Below are 21921 nucleotides of genomic sequence, written 5' to 3'. Positions count from 1 at the left end.
AGCCTGCATGTCAAAACACGATAGTACCCCTCATTTGCCGCGCCGCAAGCGCAGCGGGCGCTTGTCACTGGCAATGATGGGCGCCAGCGCCTTTGGTCTTACCGCCTGTGGCCAACCGCCCCAGGAAGAGCAAATCACCGATATAGAGTTCGACCAGCCGCGCAGCTTTCAAAGCGTTGAGGATTGTGTTGCAGAGAATGTCTATACCCGTAGCGCCTGTGAAGATGCTTACGAAGCCTCATTAAAAGAGGTGCCGCGCTATAGCACCCTGGAGGAGTGCGAAGCGGAGAATGGTGAAGGCGCTTGTACCGCGCCGACCGAAGAGCAGTCTCAAGCGGCTACGGGTAACACCGGCGGCAGCTGGTTCATGCCTGCCATGATGGGTTATATGGTCGGCAGCATGATGTCCAACACCAATCGTGGACGCTCCTTCGAGCGGGTGTATCAGGAGCCGGTGTACCGCAATCGCCAGAACCAGGGCAACTGGAACACGGCCTCTAGCCAGGCGACTCAGCGCGTCACTCAGCGTAACGATGCCATGCGTAGCTCAGTGGCTCAGAACCGCCAAGCCGCGTCTCAGCGCCGAGGCTTTGGCTCACGCTCTTCTGCCCGCGGCGGCTGGGGCTCATAACCCCCAGGCAAACATTACTATGCTGCGAATCGATATCCCTGAAAGGAAAGAGTGGAAAGCCCTCGCCCACGAGCTGGGCTTTCATTTTCATACCATCGACGGGGAGCCTTACTGGAAAGAGGATGCCTACTACCAGTTCAGCCTAGAGCAGGTAGAGCGAGATATCGAAGCACCTACCGAGGAAGTGCATGAAATGTGCATGGAGCTGGTGGACAAGGTTTGCCACTCCAATGCGCTTATGCAGCGTCTGGCGTTGCCTGAACACATGTGGGACAGCATCCACAACTCCTGGAAGTCGGGTCAGCCGCACCTCTACGGGCGGATGGATTTTGCCTATTCAGGCGATGGTCCGGCGAAACTGCTGGAACTCAACTACGACACCCCTACCTCACTCTACGAAGCAGGCTTCTTTCAGTGGGTGTGGCTTGAGCAAGCTATCCAACAAGGCATCCTGCCGCGCCATGCGGATCAGTACAACTCGATTCAAGAGCGCTTGATCAATGCTATGGCGCACCTTGGCGATCGCATTGAAGCGCGTACGCTCTACTTCTCCTGTATCAAAGATAATGCCGAAGAGCGCGCCACCGTGCATTATTTACAAGACGTGGCGGTGCAGGCAGGCCTCAATGCGCCCTTTATCTTCACCGAAGATATTGGTCTACGCCCAGGGACGGAACACTTTGTTGACCTTGATGACCAGCCTATCCACGCCCTGTTCAAACTCTACCCCTGGGAAGAGATGGCCGACGATGCGTTTGGCGAATATATCCCGCAGCTAAACACCCACTGGTTTGAGCCGCCCTGGAAAGCCATTCTCTCCAACAAGGGGATTCTGCCCCTTTTATGGGAGCACTTTAAGGGCCACCCCAATCTGTTACCGGCGTTTTTTGAGGATGCCAATAGCCCACCACTGCCTGCGGGCTGGGTGCGTAAACCGTTCTTCTCCCGGGAAGGCAGCAATGTGGAGCTAATCACTCCAACTGGCCAGCGGGAGGCCGTGGACGGCCCCTATACCGACAGCCCATGGATTCGGCAGGCTTACCACCCGATGCCGCGCTTTGGTAATAACCACGCCTTAATTGGCAGTTGGGTAGTGGGCGACCGTGCCTGCGGCATGGGCATTCGTGAAGACGTTGGTCGCATCACCAAAGACTCCTCCTGCTTTGTGCCCCACGCGATCGTGTAAGCGCAAGTACCAAAATACACTTATCACAGGCTAGCCAGTCCTCACAAAAAAAAGCTGAAATCGTTGCCACTACCCTAAGTAGAATGGTAAGTATCACTCTACTTCTAACCCTGAGCGCTATTGAGCAGCGCCGTTAGGGCCACCGTTTACTTTGGAGCAACGGCTAACATGATGGCGCGCTGGAAATCCCTACCTTTACGGCTTCGTCTATTTCTCTCTTTTGGGACAGTCTTAGCATTCGCGATGCTTTTGGCGCTCTATCTTCAAGCACGTTCACACAGCCAAGCGCGGCTGGATAACCTGCTTAATCAAGAGCTACCGGCACAGGTCAAAGGGCTGGCAGCGCATATAAACCTCAGCCTTAGCCAGGATCTTGCCATTTCCGAAAGCTTGGCCAATAGCTACTTTATTGAGCAGTGGGTTCGCGAAGGCCTACCGGAAGAGCGACAAAACGACATTGCGGCGTATCTAGCGCGTCTTATGGAGCAGTTAGACACCGAGCTGCTGTTTATCGCCGCCCAACACCAGGGTCGGGGCTACTATTTCCAGCTGCGCAACGGTGAATTTCTGCAGCGCATTATCCAGCCCCCCGGCAACGAAGATGACTGGTACTACCACTTTACTGACAGCGACAACGCTTACGAGCTAAATTTAGATAGCGACACTTTTTCCCCCGACGATGCCTTTGTGTACGTCAATTATCGCAGCGCGGTAAATGCCGCCAACGGTCGACCGCTGGTCGTGGCCGGTGCGGGGCTTGATCTCTCCCAAATGGCCAGTTTGATTGATGACTTTCGCTTAGGTGGTAGCGGACACGCCTCGCTGCTCAGCGCCGAAGGTGAGCTGCTTGTTCGCAGCGGCAAAGCCAAGCGTAGTGATGAATCAGCTCCTACTGTCGCAACAGCCACCGAGGCCGTACCAGAGCAAGCGTCGCAGCGTTTGCTGCAAAACGAGCAGCTACAGGTGCATGAAGCGACCCGTGACGGTCAAGAAGTGTTGGTCAGCACGATCTGGCTCCCCGAGCTGCAGCGCTACCTAATGGTGGAAGTCGATAAAAAGGCGTACCTGGCGTCCACCCACGAGCGCTTCCTGGAGTCCAGCGGTATAGGGCTGCTCATTCTGCTCGTTGGGCTGCTGGTACTCTACCCGCTGACTGGCAGCCTCATCCGCCCGCTGATTGATTTCCAGCGCCAGTTGAAAGACATCACCCACAGCCTGGATCTTTCGCGGCGGGTCAGCACCGATGACAAAGCCGAACTTGGCGACTTAGCCAACCAAACCAACGAGCTCCTTGAGCGCCTCTCCCGCGCTATTGCGGCAGTGGCCAAAAACGCTCAGGCACTAACGCAAGTTGCCGACCGGCTGGCGAAAACCGCCGGGCTTTCCGGTGTGCACGGCAGCGATATCGATCATGAAGCAAGCCAAACCATGGCCGCAGCGGTCGAGGAGATGGCCTCTTCGGTAGCGGAAATAACTTCCACCATGGAAGAACTCTCTACCTCATCAACCCAAATTGCCGATCACTCTCAGTCGGTGGTCGACGTTGCCAATCAGACGCTGGAGCGCAGCCGGAAAGGCAGTTCGGCCATGCAGCTGCTACAGTCAAAAATGCAGGATATCCGTAGCGACAGCGAACAGAGCCTGACAGAGATCATGACGCTGGGGGCGAAATCCAAACAGATCAACAAGGTTATGGAGCTGATCAACACCCTGGCCGCTCAGACCAAGCTGATCGCTTTTAATGCCGCCTTGGAAGCTTCAAGCGCAGGGGAATCGGGCCGCCGCTTTTCGGTTGTCGCCAGTGAGATACGCCGCTTGGCTGACAGCGTGACCGACTCAACCCAAGAGATTGAAGCGCATACCGATGATATTCAGACGGCGATTAATCGCTTGGTGGTGGCCTCTGAAAAAGGTGCCTCCTCAATCGAGCAGGGCGTTGAGGCAAGCATGAGTACCGCCCAGGATCTGGAGGCGCTGCTCAAGGCGGCGAGTCAAACCAGCAGCGCGGCCCAGCAGATATCGCTCTCCACACAGCAGCAAAAAACCGCCAGCAGCCAGGTGGTGATGGCGCTACGCGATATCGATACGGCCAGTTCTCGCAACGCACACTCAGTGCGCAGTATTACCGATATTAGCCAGGACATGATCCATATGTCGGCTGAGCTTAACGCGCTGGTGCAGGAGTTCACCCTAACAAATAAAAATCGCTGATAAGGATACCGGATGAGTGTAATTCGGGTAGTCATTGCCGACGACAGCCAAGTAGCCCGCGACGTGCTACGCGATATCCTCAGCCGGGACGATGATATTGAGATCGTGGGGGAAGCCACTAATGGTCGCGAAGCGGTGGAACTGGCCAAGCGCCTTGCGCCGCAGCTGATCACCATGGATCTCAACATGCCGGTGATGGACGGCTTGTCCGCGATCGAAGAGATCATGTACAGCAAAGGAGTGCCCATTCTGGTAGTCAGCGACCGCTCCGATGCGCAAACGGCTTATCAAGCCCTTGAGGTAGGCGCGTTGGAGGTCATGCCTAAACCCACTCTGGAAGGAGCCGATGCCGAACGCTTGCTGGAGCGTGTACGCCTGCTTTCCGGCGTGGCGGTCATCACTCGTCTACGTCGACGCGGCTTAGCACCCACCCCCTCTCCTCCAATAGCGACATTTGCTGTAACACCACGGGGGGTGCCGCGTAACTTCCAGCACGTGGTCGCGATCGCCTGCTCAACCGGTGGCCCGCAAGCCTTAGTGCGGGTGCTGCGGAGGCTACCCAGCGGGTTTCCAGCCCCCATTGTGATCGCCCAGCACATCAGTCATGGATTTATTGATGGCATGGCGCAATGGCTGGCATCCCTTTGCACTATGCCGGTTAGCGTGGGTCAAGAGGGCGAACGGCTACGCCCTGGGCATATTTACCTATCACCTTCCGAGCGTGACTTATGCGTATCCTCCCGCCACCGCTTCCAGCTTCAACCCAGTCCTGAATGCTCCCTGTACCACCCCAGTTGCGATGTGCTGCTGCAAAGTGTCGCGGCGGTCTACGGCAGCGATGCGATTGGTATTATTTTGACCGGCATGGGCCGCGATGGAGTGAATGGCATGCGGGCGATACATCGCGCAGGCGGAACCACTTTCGCGCAAGATGAAGCTAGCTCGGTGATTTATGGCATGAATCAGGAAGCCGTCAAAGCAGGCGTCATACAGTATGAATTACCGCTCGATAGCCTTCCGGATCGACTGCTACGCGATGTCCATGGCTGCATGGATAGCCGACCGGAGCCTCTGGCATGAGTGCGTTTGCTCCCTTCAAAGCTCTGGTGCATCAACGCTGCGGTTTACACCTAGATGGCTTGGCCGAAGCCCGGCTATTCCGAGCAGTAGCCAGCTTACAGGCCTCCACGGGGCTAACCGACATCACTCAGCTCCTCAAGCAATTAAGCTGTGACACGGCGCTATTCGATCAATTTGTCAGCCAGTTAACGGTCAACGAAACCTATTTTTTTCGCGAACCTGACGCCCTGGACTGGCTGGTCAACACCTATTTACCGCAACGCCTAACAACAGAGCAGCCGCCGCTCTCTATCTTCAGCGCGGGCTGCTCTTCCGGTGAAGAGCCCTATAGCGTAGCGATGATGCTATTTGAGTGCTTTGGCGAGCGGGCCAAAGCACTGTTTACTATTACCGGCGGCGACCTGGATCACCAAGTCCTCGCCAAGGCACGCCAGGCAGTTTATGGCGGCATGGCGTTTCGCGCCCTCTCCCCCGCCTTCAAAAAGCGTTACTTCAGCCCCCACAAGGGGCGTTACAAGCTTCACGAACCGCTGCGCCAATGGGTAACCTTTCGGCCGTTTAACCTGTTAAACGCCAACGAAGACAGCCCCGTCGGCCCCTTTGATGTAATTCTGTTTCGCAATGTCTCGATCTACTTTGACCAGCAGACGCGGCGCCATATCCATCAGCAACTTAGCCAGTTGCTGGCCCCCAATGGCATTTTACTCTGCGGCGTCACCGAAACCCTGGGTAACGATCTCGGCGTGTTTGAATTGACCGAAGCTCAGGGCGTATTTTACTTTCGCCATGCAGAGCAACCCGCGATAGTGCCAGAGACGCCCCTTCAGCCCTCATTACTTGCGATGGACAACATGGCTGAAGACAGTATTACTGAAGACAGTCTTAGCGTTGCTGAGAGCGCAAATAAACAGCTAGCGTTAGACAACTGCACTGACGTGGCACCCCAGGCGCCACGTCAGCATGCAACGGAAAAAGAGCCAACGGACAGCATTAGCCACCAACTGCACACCGCCCATCGGTTGCTCAACCAAAATGCGTTTGACGACGCCGCTACGCTGCTTGAGGCGCTACTTGAGCAACAGCCGTGGTCGATCGATGCGCTGGTGCTGGCCGGGTTGGTCGCCCGCTGGCAGCAGCGACCCCAGCTCGCCTACGAGCATTTTAAGCGGGCCATTTACGCTGCCCCGGAGTGTTGGCCGGCCCATTTCTATTTAGCTGAACTTTATCGCCAAGGTGAACTGGCCGACAAGCCATTACAGCGCAAGCAGCGCTATGCTGCGGTGGTTCGTTTGCTGACCACCGCGCCCACCTCTGATGGAGGGCTAGACACCATCACCCCACCACTACCGCCAGGCGATGCGCGCTTTCTAGCCGAACGTTATTTAGACGCGGTGAACCTAACACTGGCATCAACCAGTACCACCCAGGGAGTGGGTTAATTATGGCGCTGGATATTCGCCGCTTTATACAACGCTTTGTGGAAGAGGCAGCCGACCACCTGCCCCGCTTGCGAGAAGGAATTAGCGCACTGGAGCAGGGCCATGCTGATCGCGAACAGATCAACGACCTGTTCCGCGCAGCGCATACGCTGAAAGGCTCGTCGCGAATGCTTAAACTGGTGCCAATTACGGCGCTGGCACATAGCACTGAAGAGCTGCTCAGCGCTCTGCGCGACGGCACCCTAACCGCAACGCCAACGGTGACCAGCCTGCTCAGCCAGGCGGTTGACGGTCTTGCTGACTTAGTCAGTCGACTTGCCGAAGGAGCGACAGGTGACGACCTACCCGCGGCTGATGAGGCGCTATGTAGCGCCCTGGAAGCGGCTGCCCTCGGTCAGGCCCCACCCCCGCCCATTACTCCCGCTGAGGCGGCGCCATCCTCTGTGCCTGCGCTACCGTCCTCCTCAACACCGCCTTCCTCCGCTGCGCTGGTGGCGGAGAGCGAACTGCGGCTCAGCGATACTGTGCGGGTTCGCTTGGATCGACTGGACGATGTTATTCGTTTGATGGGCGAAGTGCTTTCCGGCCATCATCATTTACATACCCTGGTTGACCAAGCCCGTGAGCTAAGCATCACACCTCCTGCCGAACAGCAGGGGCCTTTTCACGCCTTTCACCGTGAGCTGAAAGATAGCGTGTTAAGCCACGATTCGCTGATGAGCGACCTACACGACCGCGCACTGCAAATGCGCATGCTGCCGCTAAGCGTGGTGTTTGATCCACTCGCGCATATGTCCCGGGAATTGGCCCAGTCACTCGGCAAACAGGTCGACTGCCGGGTGCGAGGCAGCGAAATCGAACTTGATCGCCAGATGATTGATCGCCTGTCGGATCCGCTTATTCACCTGCTGCGCAATGCCTTGGATCACGGCTTAGAGCTGCCTGCCGAGCGCCAGGTAGCGGGTAAACCTCCCCGTGGGCAGTTGATTATCGAAGCCTGGCAGGATGCTGGCTGGGTGGTGGTAGAGATGCGTGACGACGGCGCGGGTATTTCGCTTGAAGCGGTACGTCAAAAAGCGCTCGCCAAGCAGTTGGTGAGCGAAGAGCAGCTCCATGCACTGAGCGTACAGGAAACGCTAGAGCTTATATTCCTGCCGGGCTTCTCTACCAAGAGCATGATTACCGACTTTTCTGGCCGCGGTGTGGGCATGGATGTAGTCAAGCGCACCGTGGTGGATGAGCTTAACGGCGACCTGCAGCTTGCCAGCGAACGCGGTAGCGGCACCCGCTTTACTCTGCGCCTGCCACTCTCGTTGGCGATGATGCGGGTACTGCTGGTCAGCGTCGGCGGCGTCAACCTAGGGGTAACGGCGCCTTACGTATCAGAGTTGGTAGAGTGCTCATCACAATCATTTATTGATGCTGCGGGTCAGCGCACGCTGATTTTACGCAATGAATTTGTGCCGGTGGTATCGCTAGCCCAACTGCTTGAGCTACCAGAGACGGCGTCCGGTACTGATACTACCCTACTGCTGGTCGTCCACCAGCGGCACCAGAAGCTTGCTCTGATTATTGACTCCCTGATTGATGAACGCGATATGATCATCAAGCCACTGCCCGTACATCTGCGTTATTTACCGCTGGTCTCGGGCATGGTTTCCATGGGACGCAATGCGCTGGTAAGCCTACTCCACGTACCCGCTTTACTGGAAGTCACCCGACACAGTGCCCAACGTGCTAACGAAGAGCGTGCATCCTCCGCTCTCGCGAAACGCATTTTGGTGGTCGACGACTCACTGAATACCCGCGAAATAGAGAAAGATGTACTCGAAGCGTGGGGCTACCACGTTACCCTGGCCGAAAATGGTCGCGACGGATTAGCCAAAGCACTGGCAGAGCCGTTTGATGCCGTACTTACCGACGTTGAGATGCCGGTAATGGATGGCTTTGCGCTGACTGCCCGACTGCGCGAAAATGAGGTTTATCGTTATCGGCCAATTATTATTATCACCTCGCGGGAAAAGGAGGCTGATCGGCGACGCGGTATTGAAGTCGGTGCTGACGCTTATATCGTCAAAGGTAGCTTTGACCAAAACAATTTAGTTGAGACACTCCAGGCCCTACTGGGTTAATCACGAGTGATACTGACACGACTGTTAATGACATAGCCATCAAAGACACAACTACCATGAGGTCATGGAATGCCTATCCTGGTCGTAGACGACGATCCGCTTGCCGGGGAAATGACGGCGGCACTGCTTGAGCATCAGGGCCATGAGACGCTGCTGGCCATTGACGCGATGGAAGCCGTCGAGCAGCTAGATAATCGCAGCGATATCAAGCTGATTGTCAGCGATATGCATATGCCCCTCATCAGTGGGGTAGCACTGCTGGCGATGCTGCGCGAGCAGGCTAATCACCTACCGTTTATTTTACTCACCGGAGACACGCCGGACACAACGCTTCAGCAAACACCAGGCCTGCATGCCTGTTTGCGTAAAGATGCCGAGCTGGCATCCAACCTAGAGGCCGCAGTAAAACAGGCGCTTGATGAGTAACCATCGCTAGAGGGAATGGATCACTGATGGAATGGATCGCCGCTTTCGTTCACTTACGTAGGTAGTTTGATGTCTAAGCCCGCCCCTTCGCTGCACGATAAGCTGAACCAGCTGCGTGAGCGTTTTATTGAGCAGCTTCCGTCCCGCTTAGCGCAAACCGCCGAGCTGTGGCAGCAGAGTCGCACGACGAGCGAAGAACAGGCGCGGCTCGCGCCAGAGCTGCACCGTTTCTTTCATAGTTTGAAAGGAACCGGGAGGTCGCTGGGGTTTGAGCGGCTTGCCCTGCTGGCGGATCAGGCGCAGGAGGCGCTCACTACCTCCCCCGCCCGCGCCGATATCGATACGTTTATCAGTCAATTGCTTCTCCAGATGGGTCACGAGCAGCAGCACCTGCGCTCCCACCACGGTCAACAGCAAGCGCTGGCGGCCGTAAACAGCTTCGAGCTTTCCAGCCAGGTTGAGCCACTGCGCAATAAGCGCCAGCGGTTAATTTATCTGTGCGACGATGAACCCGAGCAGGTCGATCAATTAATCCATCACCTACGCTGCTTTGGTCACGAAGTCGTTCAGTTTATCGATACAGACACATTCTTTAACGCCGTGCTCACTCGTCGCCCTGACGCAGTCATCATGGATGTGCAGTTCCCCCAAGGGCAGACGGCAGGCACTGAAACCCTGACCAGCTTGAACAAACTGACAGGCCAACCGCTTCCTGCCATCGTTTTGTCGGCCCACAGCGACTTTCATTCGCGCCTGAGTGCCGTTCGTGCAGGCTGCGGCGGCTACTTTACCAAACCGGTAAAACCGCTGGATCTGATGCTGGCAGTGGATGAACTGACCGCTCCGGCGGCAGAAGAGCCACTCAAGGTGCTAGTGGTGGATGATGAGCCCGAAGCAGCCGCTTACCACGCTCTGTTGCTTGAAGAGAGCGGAATGCTGACTCATCAGGTTCACCATCCCGCCGATGCACTCACGGTAATGGAGCGCTTTAGCCCCGATTTACTGTTGGTCGATGTGTATATGCCGGTGTGTTCTGGGGAAGAGCTGGCATCGATTATTCGCCAGCAGCCGGAACACCTGGGTCTACCGATTATCTATCTCTCCAGTGAAACCGACAGCCAAAAGCAGATATCCGCTATGTCTGCGGGGGTTGAAGCCTTTCTCACCAAACCCGTTCAGCCCGAAGAGCTGGTCTCTGCCGTGCAACTGCGCGCCGAACGCCTGCGTCTGCTGCGCTCATTAATGACCCGCGACAGCATGACCGGGCTGTATAACCACAGCACCACCACTGAACTGATCAATAAAAACCTCGCTCAGGCGCACCGTGATAATAGCCAGCACGCCATGGCGATGATCGACATTGATCACTTCAAGCATGTCAACGACACCCACGGTCATTTGGCGGGTGACCAGGTAATTATCACCCTGGCAAGACTATTAAAGAGTCGCCTGCGTCTCTCCGATATTATCGGCCGCTACGGCGGAGAAGAGTTTGTTGTGCTGTTAAAGGGCATTAATGCCGAGAAAGCCGCCACATTAATCGATAGCCTGCGCGAGGATTTTGCACTGGTCGATTTTCACGCCGGTGAGGTTCGCTTTCGCTGCACCTTCAGTGCAGGCATTAGCAGCTTCCCCGCACAACCTTCTACCGAGCCGCTGCGTTTAAGCGCCGACCAAGCGCTCTATCGCGCCAAACACCAAGGTCGCAATCAGGTAGTGATATCGCCGGAGCTGGCCGATGACCGCTGAATTTCCCCGCAACGGCGAGGCAAATGACCAGCCGCCCGCTACCCAAACCCTTGACGAGGCATTAGCAGTACACGGCGATGCTGAGGCGGTGGTAGATATTGATGAGCCTACCCAACAGCTAGTGCTCTTCCGGCTCAACGGCCAGCCTTTTGCACTACCCGGCAGCGCGGTGAGTGAAATTCTATCCAGCGACCAACCCGTCTATTACGTGCCAGGACTGCCTTTCTCTACCGAAGGTGTGCTGCACCTGCGGGGCACTATCGAGTCCGTCATTAGCCTGCATCAACTACTCGGTTTACCTGCACCGGAAGGTAACAGTAAGGGGATGATTCTGTTAGTGAGCGCGGCAGGGATTACTAGCGGTGTGCGTATTGAACAGCTTGATGATGTGTGCGAGGTCACTCAAAGTATGCTGCAAGCGCCGCCAGAGACGCTTTCCGGCACGTTGCGCCCTTATGTCAGCGCGCTATGGCAGATAGATGAGCAAGAAGCGCTTGCCCTGCTTGACCCAGAGGCGCTCTTCGACGCCTACCAGCAGGGGCTTGGTTAAAGTGCCCTTGCATCGCGGCCATCATGAACAGGCCCAGGTTGCCTTGGTGCTGTTTTGCGTAGGGCCTTACCGTACCGCCTTGGAAGCGCGCCATGTGCTGGCCATGACCGATCATCCCATGGCACCGCGCACTGCCAATGCTCAAACGCTGCTCTATGAAGGTGGAGACCATGACTCCCCACCTAACCGCTGGCTCACCCTGCGCGACGCTCAAGCAGCCAGCGACAACAACAGCACTTGGCAACTGGGCGTGAGCGGTGACATAACGCTTCAGCAACTGCCGGCCAACACGCTCTACCCGCTGCCTAAACTGCTGCTTTCCCGCCGATTTTCCACGGCGCTATGCGGGTTAACCTTCGTCCAGCAACAGCTAGTACTGCTACTGGATGCCCGCAAGCTTAATCCTTAGCTTTCTCAGCCCCTGCTCTTAGCCAGCCAACCACAAACAGCTAATGGCATCGCCCTCGGCTATGTCGCTATTGGCCGGAATCACTGCAAAAGCATCGGCGTTAATACAGGATGAAAGCACCCCGGAATTCTGATCCTCAAAGGCCGTCGCCGTCACCCCGCTTGGCGTGAACTCAAGCGTTACACGCATATAGTGTTCACGTGGGCCGGTGGAGGTAGCAAACCCCGCTTTCGCGGTCACCGCTGGCAGCGATGTTAGCGCTGGACAACCAAGCATTGCGCCCAGTAAGGGACGTAAAAACAGCCAAGCACCCACAAACCCCGAGACCGGATTGCCTGGCAAACCGACAAACCGCGCCTGGCTGCCGTCATCGCGAGGCAAACGACCCAGTGCTAGCGGCTTACCGGGGCGGATCGCCAGCTTCCACATATCGAGCTGGCCAATCGCTTCCAGCGCAGCTTTGACATGATCCTCTTCGCCGACGCTGACGCCGCCGGTGGTAACCACCAGGTCTGCCTCAGCAGTGGCGGCCGTTAACAGTGCCACAGTGCGGGCATAGTCATCCGGAACACTAACGGTACTCACCACCTCGGCGCCAAAGTTCTCTAACAGACGCCTAAGCATCGGCCGGTTGGAGTTGTAGAGTTGACCTGGCTTTAGCGGCGTTCCCGGATCAATAATCTCATCGCCCGTCGAAAGCAGCGCCACACGGGGGCGCCGGCGCACGCTGACCTGAGTAATCCCCTGACCTGCCAAGTGGCCAAGGGCCGCTGCTTCGAGCCGCTCACCAGCGTCTAACAGTACGCTGCCCTGGCGCACGTCACGCCCTTGGCGGCGGACATTATCACCGGCGGGAATATCCGCAGGCATCAGCGCACGATCACCGTCAATTTGTACGCGCTCCTGCATCACCACGCAGTCGGCACCGGGAGGAATCTCGCCACCGGTAAAAATACGCGCGCAGCTTCCGGGCGCAAGCGCTTTTGCCTGCGTGCCAGCCGCAATGCGCTGACTTATCGGCAGCCACTGCCCCGCATTGTCGGCACGCAAGGCATAGCCATCCATCGCGCTATTATCGAAGGGTGGCACATCCAGCTGCGCGGTGACAGCCTCGGCCAACACACGTCCACCGGCAGCCTCCAGCGCGATACTCTCTACGTCTGTTACGTTGACGTCTGCCAGTAGCGCTTCAAGCGCGGCTGATATCGGCTGCAAGTCACTCATGCTGACCTCGGCCAGGGATGACCAGGTTGGCGAGCATGAACCGGGTATTATGAAGTGATGGCATAGTCGTCTCTAAAATAGAAAAACCGGAGTCGTTAACCCCAACGAGTAGATTACCGATGTAGATAGAATGCCACGATCAACGGTCAGAAACAGCCCGTAGTGGTGGTTACATCTAGCTAGACGACTAGTCAGTTTTATATAAGCTGGTTAAGGCGTTACTGTCGCACCTCGTTGAGAATTTCTTCTGCTACATCGACCCTTACCTTACCAAGCTTTACCAACGCGTCGGCTACTTTCTCAATCTCGTCACCAACCGCACCTGCCATGACCGCAATATTTTTCGCATGGAGTGCCATATGACCCTTTTGGATGCCCGTCGTCGCTAGTGCTTTGAGTGCAGCGAAGTTCTGAGCCAAACCGACTGCAGCAATAGTGCAGGCAAGCCGTTCGGCAGTCGTTATGTTCATTATATCCAGCGCAATACGCGCTGTAGGGTGAGAGCGCGTGGCTCCACCAATTAAGCCTACCGCCAAAGGCATTTCAATAGTGCCGGTCAGGTTTCCGTCAGCATCGGCTTCCCATCGTGTTAATGAGCTGTACTGCCCTGTACGGGCAGCATAAGCATGGGCTCCCGCCTCTACGGCCCGACAATCATTTCCAGTTGCCAGTACCACAGCACTTACCCCATTCATGATGCCTTTGTTATGCGTGGCTGCGCGATAAGGGTCAATATCGGCGAAGTCATAGGCGGCCAATATGCCATCACGAACCTCTGCACCACCAATTTCGTCCAAAGCCCAAGTAGCCCGTGCTCTCGCTAACCGACGATCCGCCAAGTTGGACAAAATACGCAGATAGGTCTTCCCTCCCGTCCATTTTGCAATATGGGGGGCTACGGCTTCCGCCATGGAATTCACTGCGTTAGCGCCCATTGCATCACGAGTATCGACAATCAGATGGGTGACCACCATTGGCCCAGTGCGTCCTTTCAGAACACGCACCTCCATATCACGGAACCCGCCGCCGTGTTTAAGCAAGACCGGATCTGTTTCATCACATATCAACTGAACGTGCGACTTATGCTCTAGTATCTGCAAACGAGCGAATTCAGGATTCGGAACACCCAGCAACTGAACCTGGGCAATCATGTGAGAATTCGACATGTCTGTCTTAAAACCGCCGGTTGAACGGCATTGACGGGCTGCGTTACAGACAGCAGCTACCACCGAAGACTCCTCTGTCGCCATGGGCACTAGAACGTCATGCCCATCTACCAGCATATTGGTCGCCACACCCAAAGGAATGTTCATGGTGCCAATGACATTCTCGATCATGGAGTCGGCTGTGGCTGAATCCAGGTTGCCCGTGTTGCCCAGGTGCCTGACAACATCCTCGCTCAACCCAGTGACTTCCACTACCTTTTGTAGCCGCTCTTCAGGTGACATTTTGTGTAACCCTGGAATGCGAGAAGTCGTTGTAGTCATTGTTTTTATCTCCTTTTTTAAGAGCGTACTTTCTGTGAAAGTTGTTCAGGCAGCCAAGTAACGATTTCGGGAAAAAGCATAAATAAAATTAATGCAATGAGCTGCAAAACCAAGAAGGGTACGATGGCTCGGTATACAGTCCCCATACCAATATTGGGTGGTAGTACTCCCTTTATGTAGAAAAGCGTGTAGCCAAAAGGAGGGGTGATATAACCCATCTGAGCAGTAATAAGGAACAACACCCCGAACCAGACCGGATCAAATTGAAAGGCATTTATGATAGGTAAGAAGACGGGCACACATAGAAGAATGATGCCAATTTCATCCAGGAATAGCCCAAGGAAGACTAAAACCAGCATCATGGAAAGCAGTACTAACCAGCGATTCAATTCAAGGTCTTGAATGAATTGTAGAAGCGAATCCGCCCCGCCAGTACCGGTGAAGATGGATACAAATATCTTCGCCCCAATCGTGATCCACATAATCATAGTGGTCACACGCAAGGTATCCATGGATGCAGCAGATAAGTTTTTAAATGTCAGCTGCTTCTGAAAGGCAGCTGAAATCAACGCCCCAACAACACCCACTGCTGCTGCCTCGGTGGGCGTGGCAATACCTGCATAGATACTACCCAGCACGGATAAAACAATCAGTACTGGTAGTATCAGAGCTTTAAGAGAACTCAACATCTCCCCTAGGTTTGTCTGCTCTCCAGACTGCCGAGGAGCTAGGTTTGGCTGGATAATTGCTCTCAGAATAATATAAAAAATATACAGTCCTGCCAGTATTATTCCTGGAACAATACCGGCAGCAAACATTTTGCCAACTGATATCTGGGCAGTAGAAGCATATACAATCGTAATAATTGAGGGAGGAATCAGAATGCCTAATGTACCTCCTGCACAGATTGTGCCCAGTGCTAATCGCTGGTCATAACCGCGCTGTAGCATAGATGGCAATGCGAGGATGCCCATTGCCGCAACAGCCGCCCCAACAATGCCGGTCATCGCCGCCATCACCGTACAGATCGCCACGGTACCGACGGCCAATCCTCCCGGCAAACGTCGGAACCAGAGCTCCATTGCACGATATAACGCTTCAATAATACCTGAGCGCTGAAGCACGCTTGCCATCAGCACATAGAGTGGGATAGCCAGCAAGATGTCTGATGTCATTGCATCAAAGGTTTGGAGAACGGTCAGCACTAGTGCATCAGCTCCCCACAGTATGACTGTGAATAAAATTGCCAAAAATGCCAGTACAAATGCTAAAGGCATCCCGCTGAGCAACAATACCAACAGTGAGACAAACATCATTGAAAGGACAAGAGTAGAACTCATGCTTTCACCTCTTGACCTTGAAAACGCTTAACTGCCCAAATAATTTCAGCCAGCGCTTGCATGAGAAGCAATAAAAAAGCGATCGGAATAAGCGCTTTCACCGGCCAGACGGGGGGATTCCAAGAGGTAAATGAAGTTTCACCACTTGCGTAGGCATTCAGCGCTATAGGTAGGCTCTGATCTATAAAAATCACCGTTACTACAACAATCAGCGCATATGTTAGACAGTCTACTAAGCCTGCCAACTTAAACGGCAGTTTACGGTAAAGTATGTCAACGTTGACGTGTCCAGCAGTATGTAGAATATAAGGGCCAGCCAGTAAGAAGTAAGGGCCAAATAATAGTGTCGCAAGCTCCATAGCCCAGGTAGTGGGTGCATTGAAAAAATAGCGGGACACTACTTCGTAGCTGATGACGGCCACCATAATGAAGACAAAAGCCGATACAACCGTGGCCACCCAACGGTTAAGAGCCGTTATAAGGCGGCAGTAGCCAAGAAGAACAGCCATAATTGAACCTCGATGGGAAGGCAATCCGGCCTATTACCGGATTGCCAGCGCGCGGAACCGTAAGGTAGGAACTCAGTCAATCAAGCCAAGTTCTTGCATGAATTCGATTTGGCTATTGAGAATTTCGTTAGCCAATTCGTCATCTCCAGCCGCTCTCCTCCATGCATTCATCGCGGTCGGGCGCCCTTCTGCAATGAGGTCGGGGCTCAAATGGGTGATCTGTACGCCTTGCGCTTCGAACTCTTCGAGAGCAACAGTATCCTGGGCAAGGATGTGCTGCCGTAAAGAAGACGAAATCTCACGGGCAGCCACTTCCAAGGCCGCTTTGTAAGAGTCAGGTAAACTATCGTAAGCCGCTTGGTTCGCTACATAACTGGTAGCTGTCGTGGGTTGGTGAAAGCCAGGTACAGCTATATATCCGGCCACTTCTCCCAAGCCTGCTTCAAAATTAGCGGTCAGGTCGCCGCGATCGGCAAGATCAATGACCCCTTTTTCAAGTGCTTGATACACCTCTGCCGTAGGCAATCCTGTCGTAGACACACCAAATTCGCTCATCACCGTGCTGGCCAAGCCAACGAAACGGCCTTTTTTGCCATCCAGATCATCCAGAGATTCGATAGGAAATTTAGAATGGATGGGTTCTTGCCCATAAACCGTAGGTGCAATGTAGTAGAGACCAGCTGACGCATAGGCCTGACGAGCCAGCTCAATTCCCCCTTTCTCATAGAACCAAGCTTCGTACTGGTCAGACTCAGGAAAACCAAACGGTACTGTGCTGGTGAACGCGAAAGCAGGTATAGAACCTGCTTCATAGCCGTCAAATGTCTTCATCATCTGGAAGGCACCTGCACGAACAGCTTCAAATGCTTGGGCCGCTGGCACTAATTGTCCACCGGCAAACAATCGAATTTCAAACTTCCCATCAGTTAATTCGGACACCCGCTCTACAAATTTTTCTTCGTATTCATAGGGCGTCGTCCCCGCATCCCAAAGCGCCTGCATTCGCCAGTTTACGCTGGGCAGATCCTCGGCAATAGCAATAGAAGGAGCCACACAGGCTGTCACAGTGGACACAGCTGCGACCGTTTTTAAAAAGAACCAGCTTTTATTTATGGTTGTTAAGTTCACGATGCTCTCCATGGTGAATGGCAGTGCTATTAGCGCGAACTAGAGACCGCTGCATCACCGATTATTGTTAGAAATAAAACATACTCTTATCTTAAGTTAGGGTGATAGAGAAAGCTGGACAAGGTACAATATTCAAAATTGACCCATGTACTGTACCCTTTCCTTAATGGGTACAATTGAGCCTTTTATGAAGCAAAAACCACCTCGAGCACAACAAGTCGCCAATACAGTTATTGAGCGCATTGAGCAGGGACAGCTAACGGCGGGGACAAGATTACCCTCCATTCGCAATGCAACCCTGAGCTTTGGGGTTTCAAAAAATACTATAATTGATGCTTATGACCGCTTAGTCGCGACTGGATATATCAGCCCTCGGCGCGGTTCTGGCTTTTATGTGGAAGCAACCAGACCAGCTCACCCAGCTATCAAGCCTGAACATTTTACTGAAGCGGTCGACTTGGTTTCTCTATTAAGAGAACAATTGAATCAGCATTATGAAGTCAGAGCCGGAGATGGACGCCTGCCGGCAAGTTGGATGGAAAGCTCGGACATACGCCGCTATTTCAAACGCAGCAATCAGGATAATGACGCCAGAGATGAGTTCGAATACGGCAACCCTCAGGGATTGATCGGCCTGCGAGAAGATATCGCCAGAACGCTAAACGATCGTGCAATTAGCGTTCATCCAAATCAAATCTTGATGACGTTCGGCGCCAACCATGCACTCGACCTGATTGTTAGGCATTTTGTAGAGCCCGGTGAAGTGGTGCTAGTTGAAAGCCCTGGTTATTACCCAATGTTTGGTAAATTACGCCTACAGCGTGCCAAAACCATCGGCATCACTAGAGGACCTCAAGGGCTGGATCTCGATATGCTGGAACAGAGTATCCGGGAATACCGGCCAAGGCTTTTGTTTGTTCAGCCTATGGCTCACAACCCTACCGGCACATCCATGTCTCTCCAGAATATGCATGCCTTATTACGTATCGCTGAACAGCATGATTTAACCATCATTGAAGACGATCCTTTTGGTGATATTCTCCCCCGATCAACGCCTCACCTTGCTTCGCTCGATGGCCTTAACCGAGTCATATACGTTGGCACTTTTTCCAAAACGCTATCTGCCAGTATGCGTTGTGGCTACATTGCAGCTAATCAGACGCTGGTTCGGTCACTGATTGATATTAAAATGCTCACGGTGGTTACCAGTTCAAGCATTATTGAAAGGATGATCCATGAAATGATCATTCATGGTCGCTATCGTCGCCAAATGACTCGTTTACGCGAGAGAGTGGCCAAGGCTAGCGCAGCAGCGATCTCCTCGTTGAAAAATATTGGTTTCAAGCAAATTCAGCCACCCACCGGGAGTTACTACATTTGGTGCCCTTTACCAAAAAGCGTAGACGGCCTTGAGCTAGCAAAAAAAGCCTCTGCACAGGGGATTTTCCTAGCACCTGGAAATTTGTTTACTTTAGGCAATGACGAGTCAGGGTCAGCTCTTCGAATCAATATTGCTCTAGCGAATCACCCTTTATTACTAAACTTTCTAAAGGAAGAAGCACTGAGCTAGCCGGTTAAAACCAATGCAGCTATTGCATTGACACTAACTTTCAAAAGCGCGACGACAGCGCAACCCCAATACAAGTCGCCACGCAAACTTGTTGCTACAGCAAGCGGCAGCCTGGAAAATATGCCACTCATTCAACCATGCTGGCCTCGACCTGGGATGACCAGATTAGCGAAGTTGCAGGGTTTGTGGCGGCTATCCAATTGCTCTGCCAGAATGCCGTCCCAGCCGGTGCGGCAGGCGCCGGTTGAGCCAGGCAGGCAGAACACTACCGTGGCGTTGGCTAAGCCGCCGAGGCAGCGGCTCTGGATGGTGGAACTGCCAATTTCCTCACCACTTAGCTGACGAAAGCGTTCGCCAAAGCCTTCGATGCGCTTATCCAGCAGCACCGAGATGGCTTCAGGGGTAGAGTCACGCCCAGTGAAGCCAGTGCCTCCGGTGGTGATGACTACCTGCACATCCGCCTCGGCGATCCAGTTCGCGACCACCGCACGAATACGATAGACATCGTCAGGCACTATGCGCTTTTCAACGAGAGTATGACCGGCGTTGGTTAACCGCTCGACCAAGGCTTGACCGCTCCGATCCGTCTCTTCCGTGCGGGTATCCGAGACCGTGAGTACGGCTATGTTGAGGGGCACCATTGGCTCACTCATTGACGTCACCCTTGTTTGGCTGCTTTCTTTTTGGCGTGGTGAGCTTCCCAGGCCGCCATTTGCTCAGGCGTAGCGGGCGGCTGGTAAAGCTCCTTCCACTCGCTGTAAGGCATACCGTAAACGTACTCACGTGCCTCTTCGTAACTGAGGCTTTCATCCCGCGCTTCCGCGGCGCTAACCAGCCATTTCGATAAGCAGTTGCGGCAAAAGTCCGCCAGGATCATCAGGTCGATATTCTGGACATCTTTGTTATCGTCCAGATGCTGTAGCAAGCGGCGAAACGCGGCGGCTTCAAGCTCGGTGCGCGTGGTTGGGTCTAACTCATCAAACGCTGACATAACCGTTCCTCTCATACATGGCTTGGGTTATTTAATAACTTAAGGTGAAGCATAACAAAAGACACCGCCGAAAGGCGGTGTCTTAGCGACCATTAAATGCTTATTAACTGGTTCGCGTTGCCGACGGTTCACCGCTGCCGCCAGATGACTTGCGGGCCGCCACCTCTTGTTCCGATAGCGTTTGGTCTTTGACCTCTTCGTACCAAAGATTATGGTGCTCTTTGGCCCAGGTCTCATCCACATAGCCCGTGGTCATACCTTCTAGCGCGCCTTCGGTACCCAACGTGCCGATATAGATATGGCCGAGGGAAACCGCCGTAAGCCCCAATGCGCCCACTGCGTGGATAATATTGGCCCACTGCATGGTGTCACGGCCCTGGTCGAAGTTGGGGAAGTCGAGCACGAAGCCACTGGCAACCACTAAGATTCCCACCGTCGCTAACAGCCAGTACCAGGCTTTTTCACCACCGTTGGCAAAACCAGCATCCACATGCTTTTTGCCAATCATACCGCCGCCTTTCTTGAACCATACCCAGTCGTGCTTTTTGGGAATATTGTCTTTGATCAAGCTGAACAGCAGGATCACCAGCAGAATGCCAAAGATCGGCCCCAGGTAGTTATGCAGCACTTTTGTCGCCGCAATCATCCAGGCCCAAATCCCATCGCCAAACAGTGGGCGGAACACGAATTTACCGAACAGCAGCGTCATCCCAGTCAGCGCCAGAATGATAAACAGCGTTGCTACCGTCCAGTGCAGCGCGCGTTTCATCAGCGTCCAACGCAAAAGTAGACGCCCCGTGCGTGGCGCCTCAAGCTCTTTACGCCCGACAATGAAGTAGAACAGCGCGATCAGGGCCGCCATGCCAAATACCGCAATCAAACCAAACGGCGACACCCAGCGGTTGCGAATCTGCCGCCAGGTTTCACCGCTTGCATTGATCAAGCTGTAGTCGCTTTCATAACGCGAGTCACGGTAGTTAGGCCCGGTCTCTCCACTACGTACCTGACGCCACTGGTCGGCGGTAATGCCGGGGGCAGCGGTGTTCATTTCACGGTCAGGATCCGCTTGAGCCAACGCCACTTGCGTGAAGCCGAGGCTAAGCACCAGAGCAAACGCCACCAACATAAAGCGCCAAATACCCAGGGCGAGCCCTTTACCTGAGCGTGGCACCCCACCGGATGCCTGTGCAGTCAACAGGTTCATGACACGCCTCCTTACCCTTTATGGGCAGCATCATAGGCTAGGTTGTCGGCACTGGCCTGAGGGTTATTAGACCAGGCGCCATCTTTGTGCCCGCGATGGACAACACGCTGACGGAAGATATCGGCCACGTCTTGGGCATCACCGGCAAGCAGCGCTTTGGTGGAGCACATCTCAGCACACAGCGGCAGTTTACCTTCGGCAATACGGTTGGAACCGTACTTCTCGTACTCCTCTTCTTTGCTTTCGGCCGGGCCGCCCGCGCAGAAGGTACATTTGTCCATCTTGCCGCGCTCACCAAAGGCATCCTGCTGGGGAAACTGCGGGGCGCCAAACGGGCAGGCGTAGAGGCAGTAACCACAGCCGATGCAGAGGTCTTTGTCGTGCAGCACGATGCCGTCATCGGTTTTGTAGAAGCAGTCGGTGGGGCACACCGCCATGCAAGGGGCGTCGTCACAGTGCATGCAGGCGACGGAGATGGACATTTCATCCGCTTCACCGTCGTTGAGCGTGACCACGCGACGGCGCTGAATGCCCCACTCGACATCGTTGGCATTTTTACAGGCGGTGACGCAGCCGTTGCACTCAATGCAGCGTTCGGCGTCACACATAAATTTCATTTGAGCCATGGTGTTCTCCTCATGCCGGTGCGGGATGG

20 protein-coding genes are annotated in these 21921 nt (G+C 54.4%); 11 read left to right on the top strand and 9 right to left on the bottom strand.

What is annotated here, in order from left to right; all coding sequences use genetic code 11:
• Positions 1–7 precede the first annotated feature (7 nt).
• From HALA3H3_RS11980 to HALA3H3_RS11935, 10 genes are all read left to right on the top strand, one after another.
• Positions 8–631 carry a DUF1190 domain-containing protein gene (locus HALA3H3_RS11980; protein WP_022521851.1) on the top strand — a complete coding sequence of 208 codons (624 nt, stop codon included), beginning with the start codon at positions 8–10 and terminating at the stop codon, positions 629–631.
• 19 nt (positions 632–650) lie between these two features.
• Complete coding sequence (locus HALA3H3_RS11975) at positions 651–1817, top strand: glutathionylspermidine synthase family protein (RefSeq protein WP_022521850.1); 1167 nt, start codon at positions 651–653, stop codon at positions 1815–1817.
• Between the two features lie 168 nt (positions 1818–1985).
• Complete coding sequence (locus HALA3H3_RS11970; protein ID WP_022521849.1) at positions 1986–4028, top strand: methyl-accepting chemotaxis protein; 2043 nt, start codon at positions 1986–1988, stop codon at positions 4026–4028.
• A 12-nt stretch (positions 4029–4040) separates the two neighbouring features.
• Positions 4041–5108, top strand: coding sequence for a chemotaxis-specific protein-glutamate methyltransferase CheB (cheB, locus tag HALA3H3_RS11965; RefSeq protein ID WP_022521848.1), 1068 nt, complete (start codon positions 4041–4043; stop codon positions 5106–5108).
• Positions 5105–6547 (top strand): CheR family methyltransferase, encoded by a 1443-nt coding sequence (locus HALA3H3_RS11960; RefSeq protein ID WP_022521847.1) that lies wholly within the window; start codon positions 5105–5107, stop codon positions 6545–6547. The genes cheB and HALA3H3_RS11960 overlap by 4 nt, the downstream gene beginning before the upstream one ends.
• Before the next feature lie 2 nt (positions 6548–6549).
• A complete protein-coding gene (locus HALA3H3_RS11955; protein ID WP_022521846.1) occupies positions 6550–8679 on the top strand; it encodes a hybrid sensor histidine kinase/response regulator in 2130 nt (709 codons plus the stop codon).
• A 69-nt stretch (positions 8680–8748) separates the two neighbouring features.
• The gene (locus HALA3H3_RS11950; protein ID WP_022521845.1) at positions 8749–9105 is read left to right on the top strand and encodes a response regulator; all 357 of its coding nucleotides are present in this window, start codon (positions 8749–8751) and stop codon (positions 9103–9105) included.
• Between the two features lie 69 nt (positions 9106–9174).
• Entirely contained in the window at positions 9175–10854 is a 1680-nt protein-coding gene (locus HALA3H3_RS11945) for a diguanylate cyclase (RefSeq protein ID WP_022521844.1), read from the top strand.
• On the top strand, positions 10844–11404 hold the full coding sequence (locus HALA3H3_RS11940) for a chemotaxis protein CheW (RefSeq protein WP_022521843.1): 561 nt from the start codon (positions 10844–10846) through the stop codon (positions 11402–11404). The genes HALA3H3_RS11945 and HALA3H3_RS11940 overlap by 11 nt, the downstream gene beginning before the upstream one ends.
• 1 nt (position 11405) lies before the next feature.
• Positions 11406–11813 (top strand): hypothetical protein, encoded by a 408-nt coding sequence (locus HALA3H3_RS11935; protein WP_022521842.1) that lies wholly within the window; start codon positions 11406–11408, stop codon positions 11811–11813.
• Between the two features lie 18 nt (positions 11814–11831).
• On the opposite strand, the gene HALA3H3_RS11930 is transcribed toward HALA3H3_RS11935, so the two are convergent.
• From HALA3H3_RS11930 to dctP, 5 genes are all read right to left on the bottom strand, one after another.
• Entirely contained in the window at positions 11832–13037 is a 1206-nt protein-coding gene (locus HALA3H3_RS11930) for a molybdopterin molybdotransferase MoeA (protein WP_022521841.1), read from the bottom strand.
• A 218-nt stretch (positions 13038–13255) separates the two neighbouring features.
• Positions 13256–14533, bottom strand: coding sequence for a hydroxymethylglutaryl-CoA reductase, degradative (locus tag HALA3H3_RS11925; protein ID WP_258955994.1), 1278 nt, complete (start codon positions 14531–14533; stop codon positions 13256–13258).
• An 8-nt stretch (positions 14534–14541) separates the two neighbouring features.
• Positions 14542–15864, bottom strand: a complete 1323-nt coding sequence (locus HALA3H3_RS11920; RefSeq protein WP_022521839.1) for a TRAP transporter large permease — start codon at positions 15862–15864, stop codon at positions 14542–14544.
• Complete coding sequence (locus HALA3H3_RS11915; protein ID WP_022521838.1) at positions 15861–16373, bottom strand: TRAP transporter small permease subunit; 513 nt, start codon at positions 16371–16373, stop codon at positions 15861–15863. The genes HALA3H3_RS11920 and HALA3H3_RS11915 overlap by 4 nt, the downstream gene beginning before the upstream one ends.
• A 72-nt stretch (positions 16374–16445) precedes the next feature.
• Positions 16446–17501, bottom strand: coding sequence for a TRAP transporter substrate-binding protein DctP (gene dctP / locus HALA3H3_RS11910; RefSeq protein WP_022521837.1), 1056 nt, complete (start codon positions 17499–17501; stop codon positions 16446–16448).
• A gap of 187 nt (positions 17502–17688) precedes the next feature.
• Here dctP and HALA3H3_RS11905 point away from each other — a divergent pair, with 187 nt between their 5' ends.
• On the top strand, positions 17689–19071 hold the full coding sequence (locus HALA3H3_RS11905) for an aminotransferase-like domain-containing protein (RefSeq protein ID WP_022521836.1): 1383 nt from the start codon (positions 17689–17691) through the stop codon (positions 19069–19071).
• A gap of 131 nt (positions 19072–19202) precedes the next feature.
• Here the strand turns inward: HALA3H3_RS11905 and moaB are convergent, their stop codons facing one another.
• From moaB to fdh3B, 4 genes are all read right to left on the bottom strand, one after another.
• The gene (moaB, locus tag HALA3H3_RS11900; protein ID WP_022521835.1) at positions 19203–19724 is read right to left on the bottom strand and encodes a molybdenum cofactor biosynthesis protein B; all 522 of its coding nucleotides are present in this window, start codon (positions 19722–19724) and stop codon (positions 19203–19205) included.
• A 5-nt stretch (positions 19725–19729) separates the two neighbouring features.
• Positions 19730–20062 carry a DUF1244 domain-containing protein gene (locus tag HALA3H3_RS11895; RefSeq protein ID WP_022521834.1) on the bottom strand — a complete coding sequence of 111 codons (333 nt, stop codon included), beginning with the start codon at positions 20060–20062 and terminating at the stop codon, positions 19730–19732.
• Positions 20063–20165: 103 nt separating this feature from the next.
• Positions 20166–21266 (bottom strand): formate dehydrogenase subunit gamma, encoded by a 1101-nt coding sequence (locus tag HALA3H3_RS11890; RefSeq protein ID WP_022521833.1) that lies wholly within the window; start codon positions 21264–21266, stop codon positions 20166–20168.
• An 11-nt stretch (positions 21267–21277) separates the two neighbouring features.
• On the bottom strand, positions 21278–21892 hold the full coding sequence (fdh3B, locus tag HALA3H3_RS11885) for a formate dehydrogenase FDH3 subunit beta (RefSeq protein ID WP_022521832.1): 615 nt from the start codon (positions 21890–21892) through the stop codon (positions 21278–21280).
• Positions 21893–21921: the final 29 nt, after the last annotated feature.

The organism is Halomonas sp. A3H3, assembly GCF_000982975.1.
Taxonomy (GTDB): domain Bacteria; phylum Pseudomonadota; class Gammaproteobacteria; order Pseudomonadales; family Halomonadaceae; genus Vreelandella; species Vreelandella titanicae.
The sequence above is the reverse complement of the archived record's forward strand: the minus strand, read 5'-3'. Positions and strand labels throughout refer to the sequence as shown.

Bases quoted from the DNA above. Each gene is read 5' to 3' on its own strand.
- HALA3H3_RS11940 (WP_022521843.1), top strand. From the start codon at position 10,844: ATGACCGCTGAATTTCCCCGCAACGGCGAGGCAAATGACCAGCCGCCC.
- HALA3H3_RS11960 (WP_022521847.1), top strand. From the start codon at position 5,105: ATGAGTGCGTTTGCTCCCTTCAAAGCTCTGGTGCATCAACGCTGCGGT.
- HALA3H3_RS11905 (WP_022521836.1), top strand. From the start codon at position 17,689: ATGAAGCAAAAACCACCTCGAGCACAACAAGTCGCCAATACAGTTATT.
- HALA3H3_RS11975 (WP_022521850.1), top strand. From the start codon at position 651: ATGCTGCGAATCGATATCCCTGAAAGGAAAGAGTGGAAAGCCCTCGCC.
- HALA3H3_RS11915 (WP_022521838.1), bottom strand. From the start codon at position 16,373: ATGGCTGTTCTTCTTGGCTACTGCCGCCTTATAACGGCTCTTAACCGT.
- HALA3H3_RS11980 (WP_022521851.1), top strand. From the start codon at position 8: ATGTCAAAACACGATAGTACCCCTCATTTGCCGCGCCGCAAGCGCAGC.
- cheB (WP_022521848.1), top strand. From the start codon at position 4,041: ATGAGTGTAATTCGGGTAGTCATTGCCGACGACAGCCAAGTAGCCCGC.
- fdh3B (WP_022521832.1), bottom strand. From the start codon at position 21,892: ATGGCTCAAATGAAATTTATGTGTGACGCCGAACGCTGCATTGAGTGC.
- HALA3H3_RS11920 (WP_022521839.1), bottom strand. From the start codon at position 15,864: ATGAGTTCTACTCTTGTCCTTTCAATGATGTTTGTCTCACTGTTGGTA.
- HALA3H3_RS11945 (WP_022521844.1), top strand. From the start codon at position 9,175: ATGTCTAAGCCCGCCCCTTCGCTGCACGATAAGCTGAACCAGCTGCGT.
- HALA3H3_RS11895 (WP_022521834.1), bottom strand. From the start codon at position 20,062: ATGTCAGCGTTTGATGAGTTAGACCCAACCACGCGCACCGAGCTTGAA.
- HALA3H3_RS11955 (WP_022521846.1), top strand. From the start codon at position 6,550: ATGGCGCTGGATATTCGCCGCTTTATACAACGCTTTGTGGAAGAGGCA.
- moaB (WP_022521835.1), bottom strand. From the start codon at position 19,724: ATGAGTGAGCCAATGGTGCCCCTCAACATAGCCGTACTCACGGTCTCG.
- HALA3H3_RS11930 (WP_022521841.1), bottom strand. From the start codon at position 13,037: ATGAGTGACTTGCAGCCGATATCAGCCGCGCTTGAAGCGCTACTGGCA.
- HALA3H3_RS11970 (WP_022521849.1), top strand. From the start codon at position 1,986: ATGATGGCGCGCTGGAAATCCCTACCTTTACGGCTTCGTCTATTTCTC.
- HALA3H3_RS11890 (WP_022521833.1), bottom strand. From the start codon at position 21,266: ATGAACCTGTTGACTGCACAGGCATCCGGTGGGGTGCCACGCTCAGGT.
- HALA3H3_RS11950 (WP_022521845.1), top strand. From the start codon at position 8,749: ATGCCTATCCTGGTCGTAGACGACGATCCGCTTGCCGGGGAAATGACG.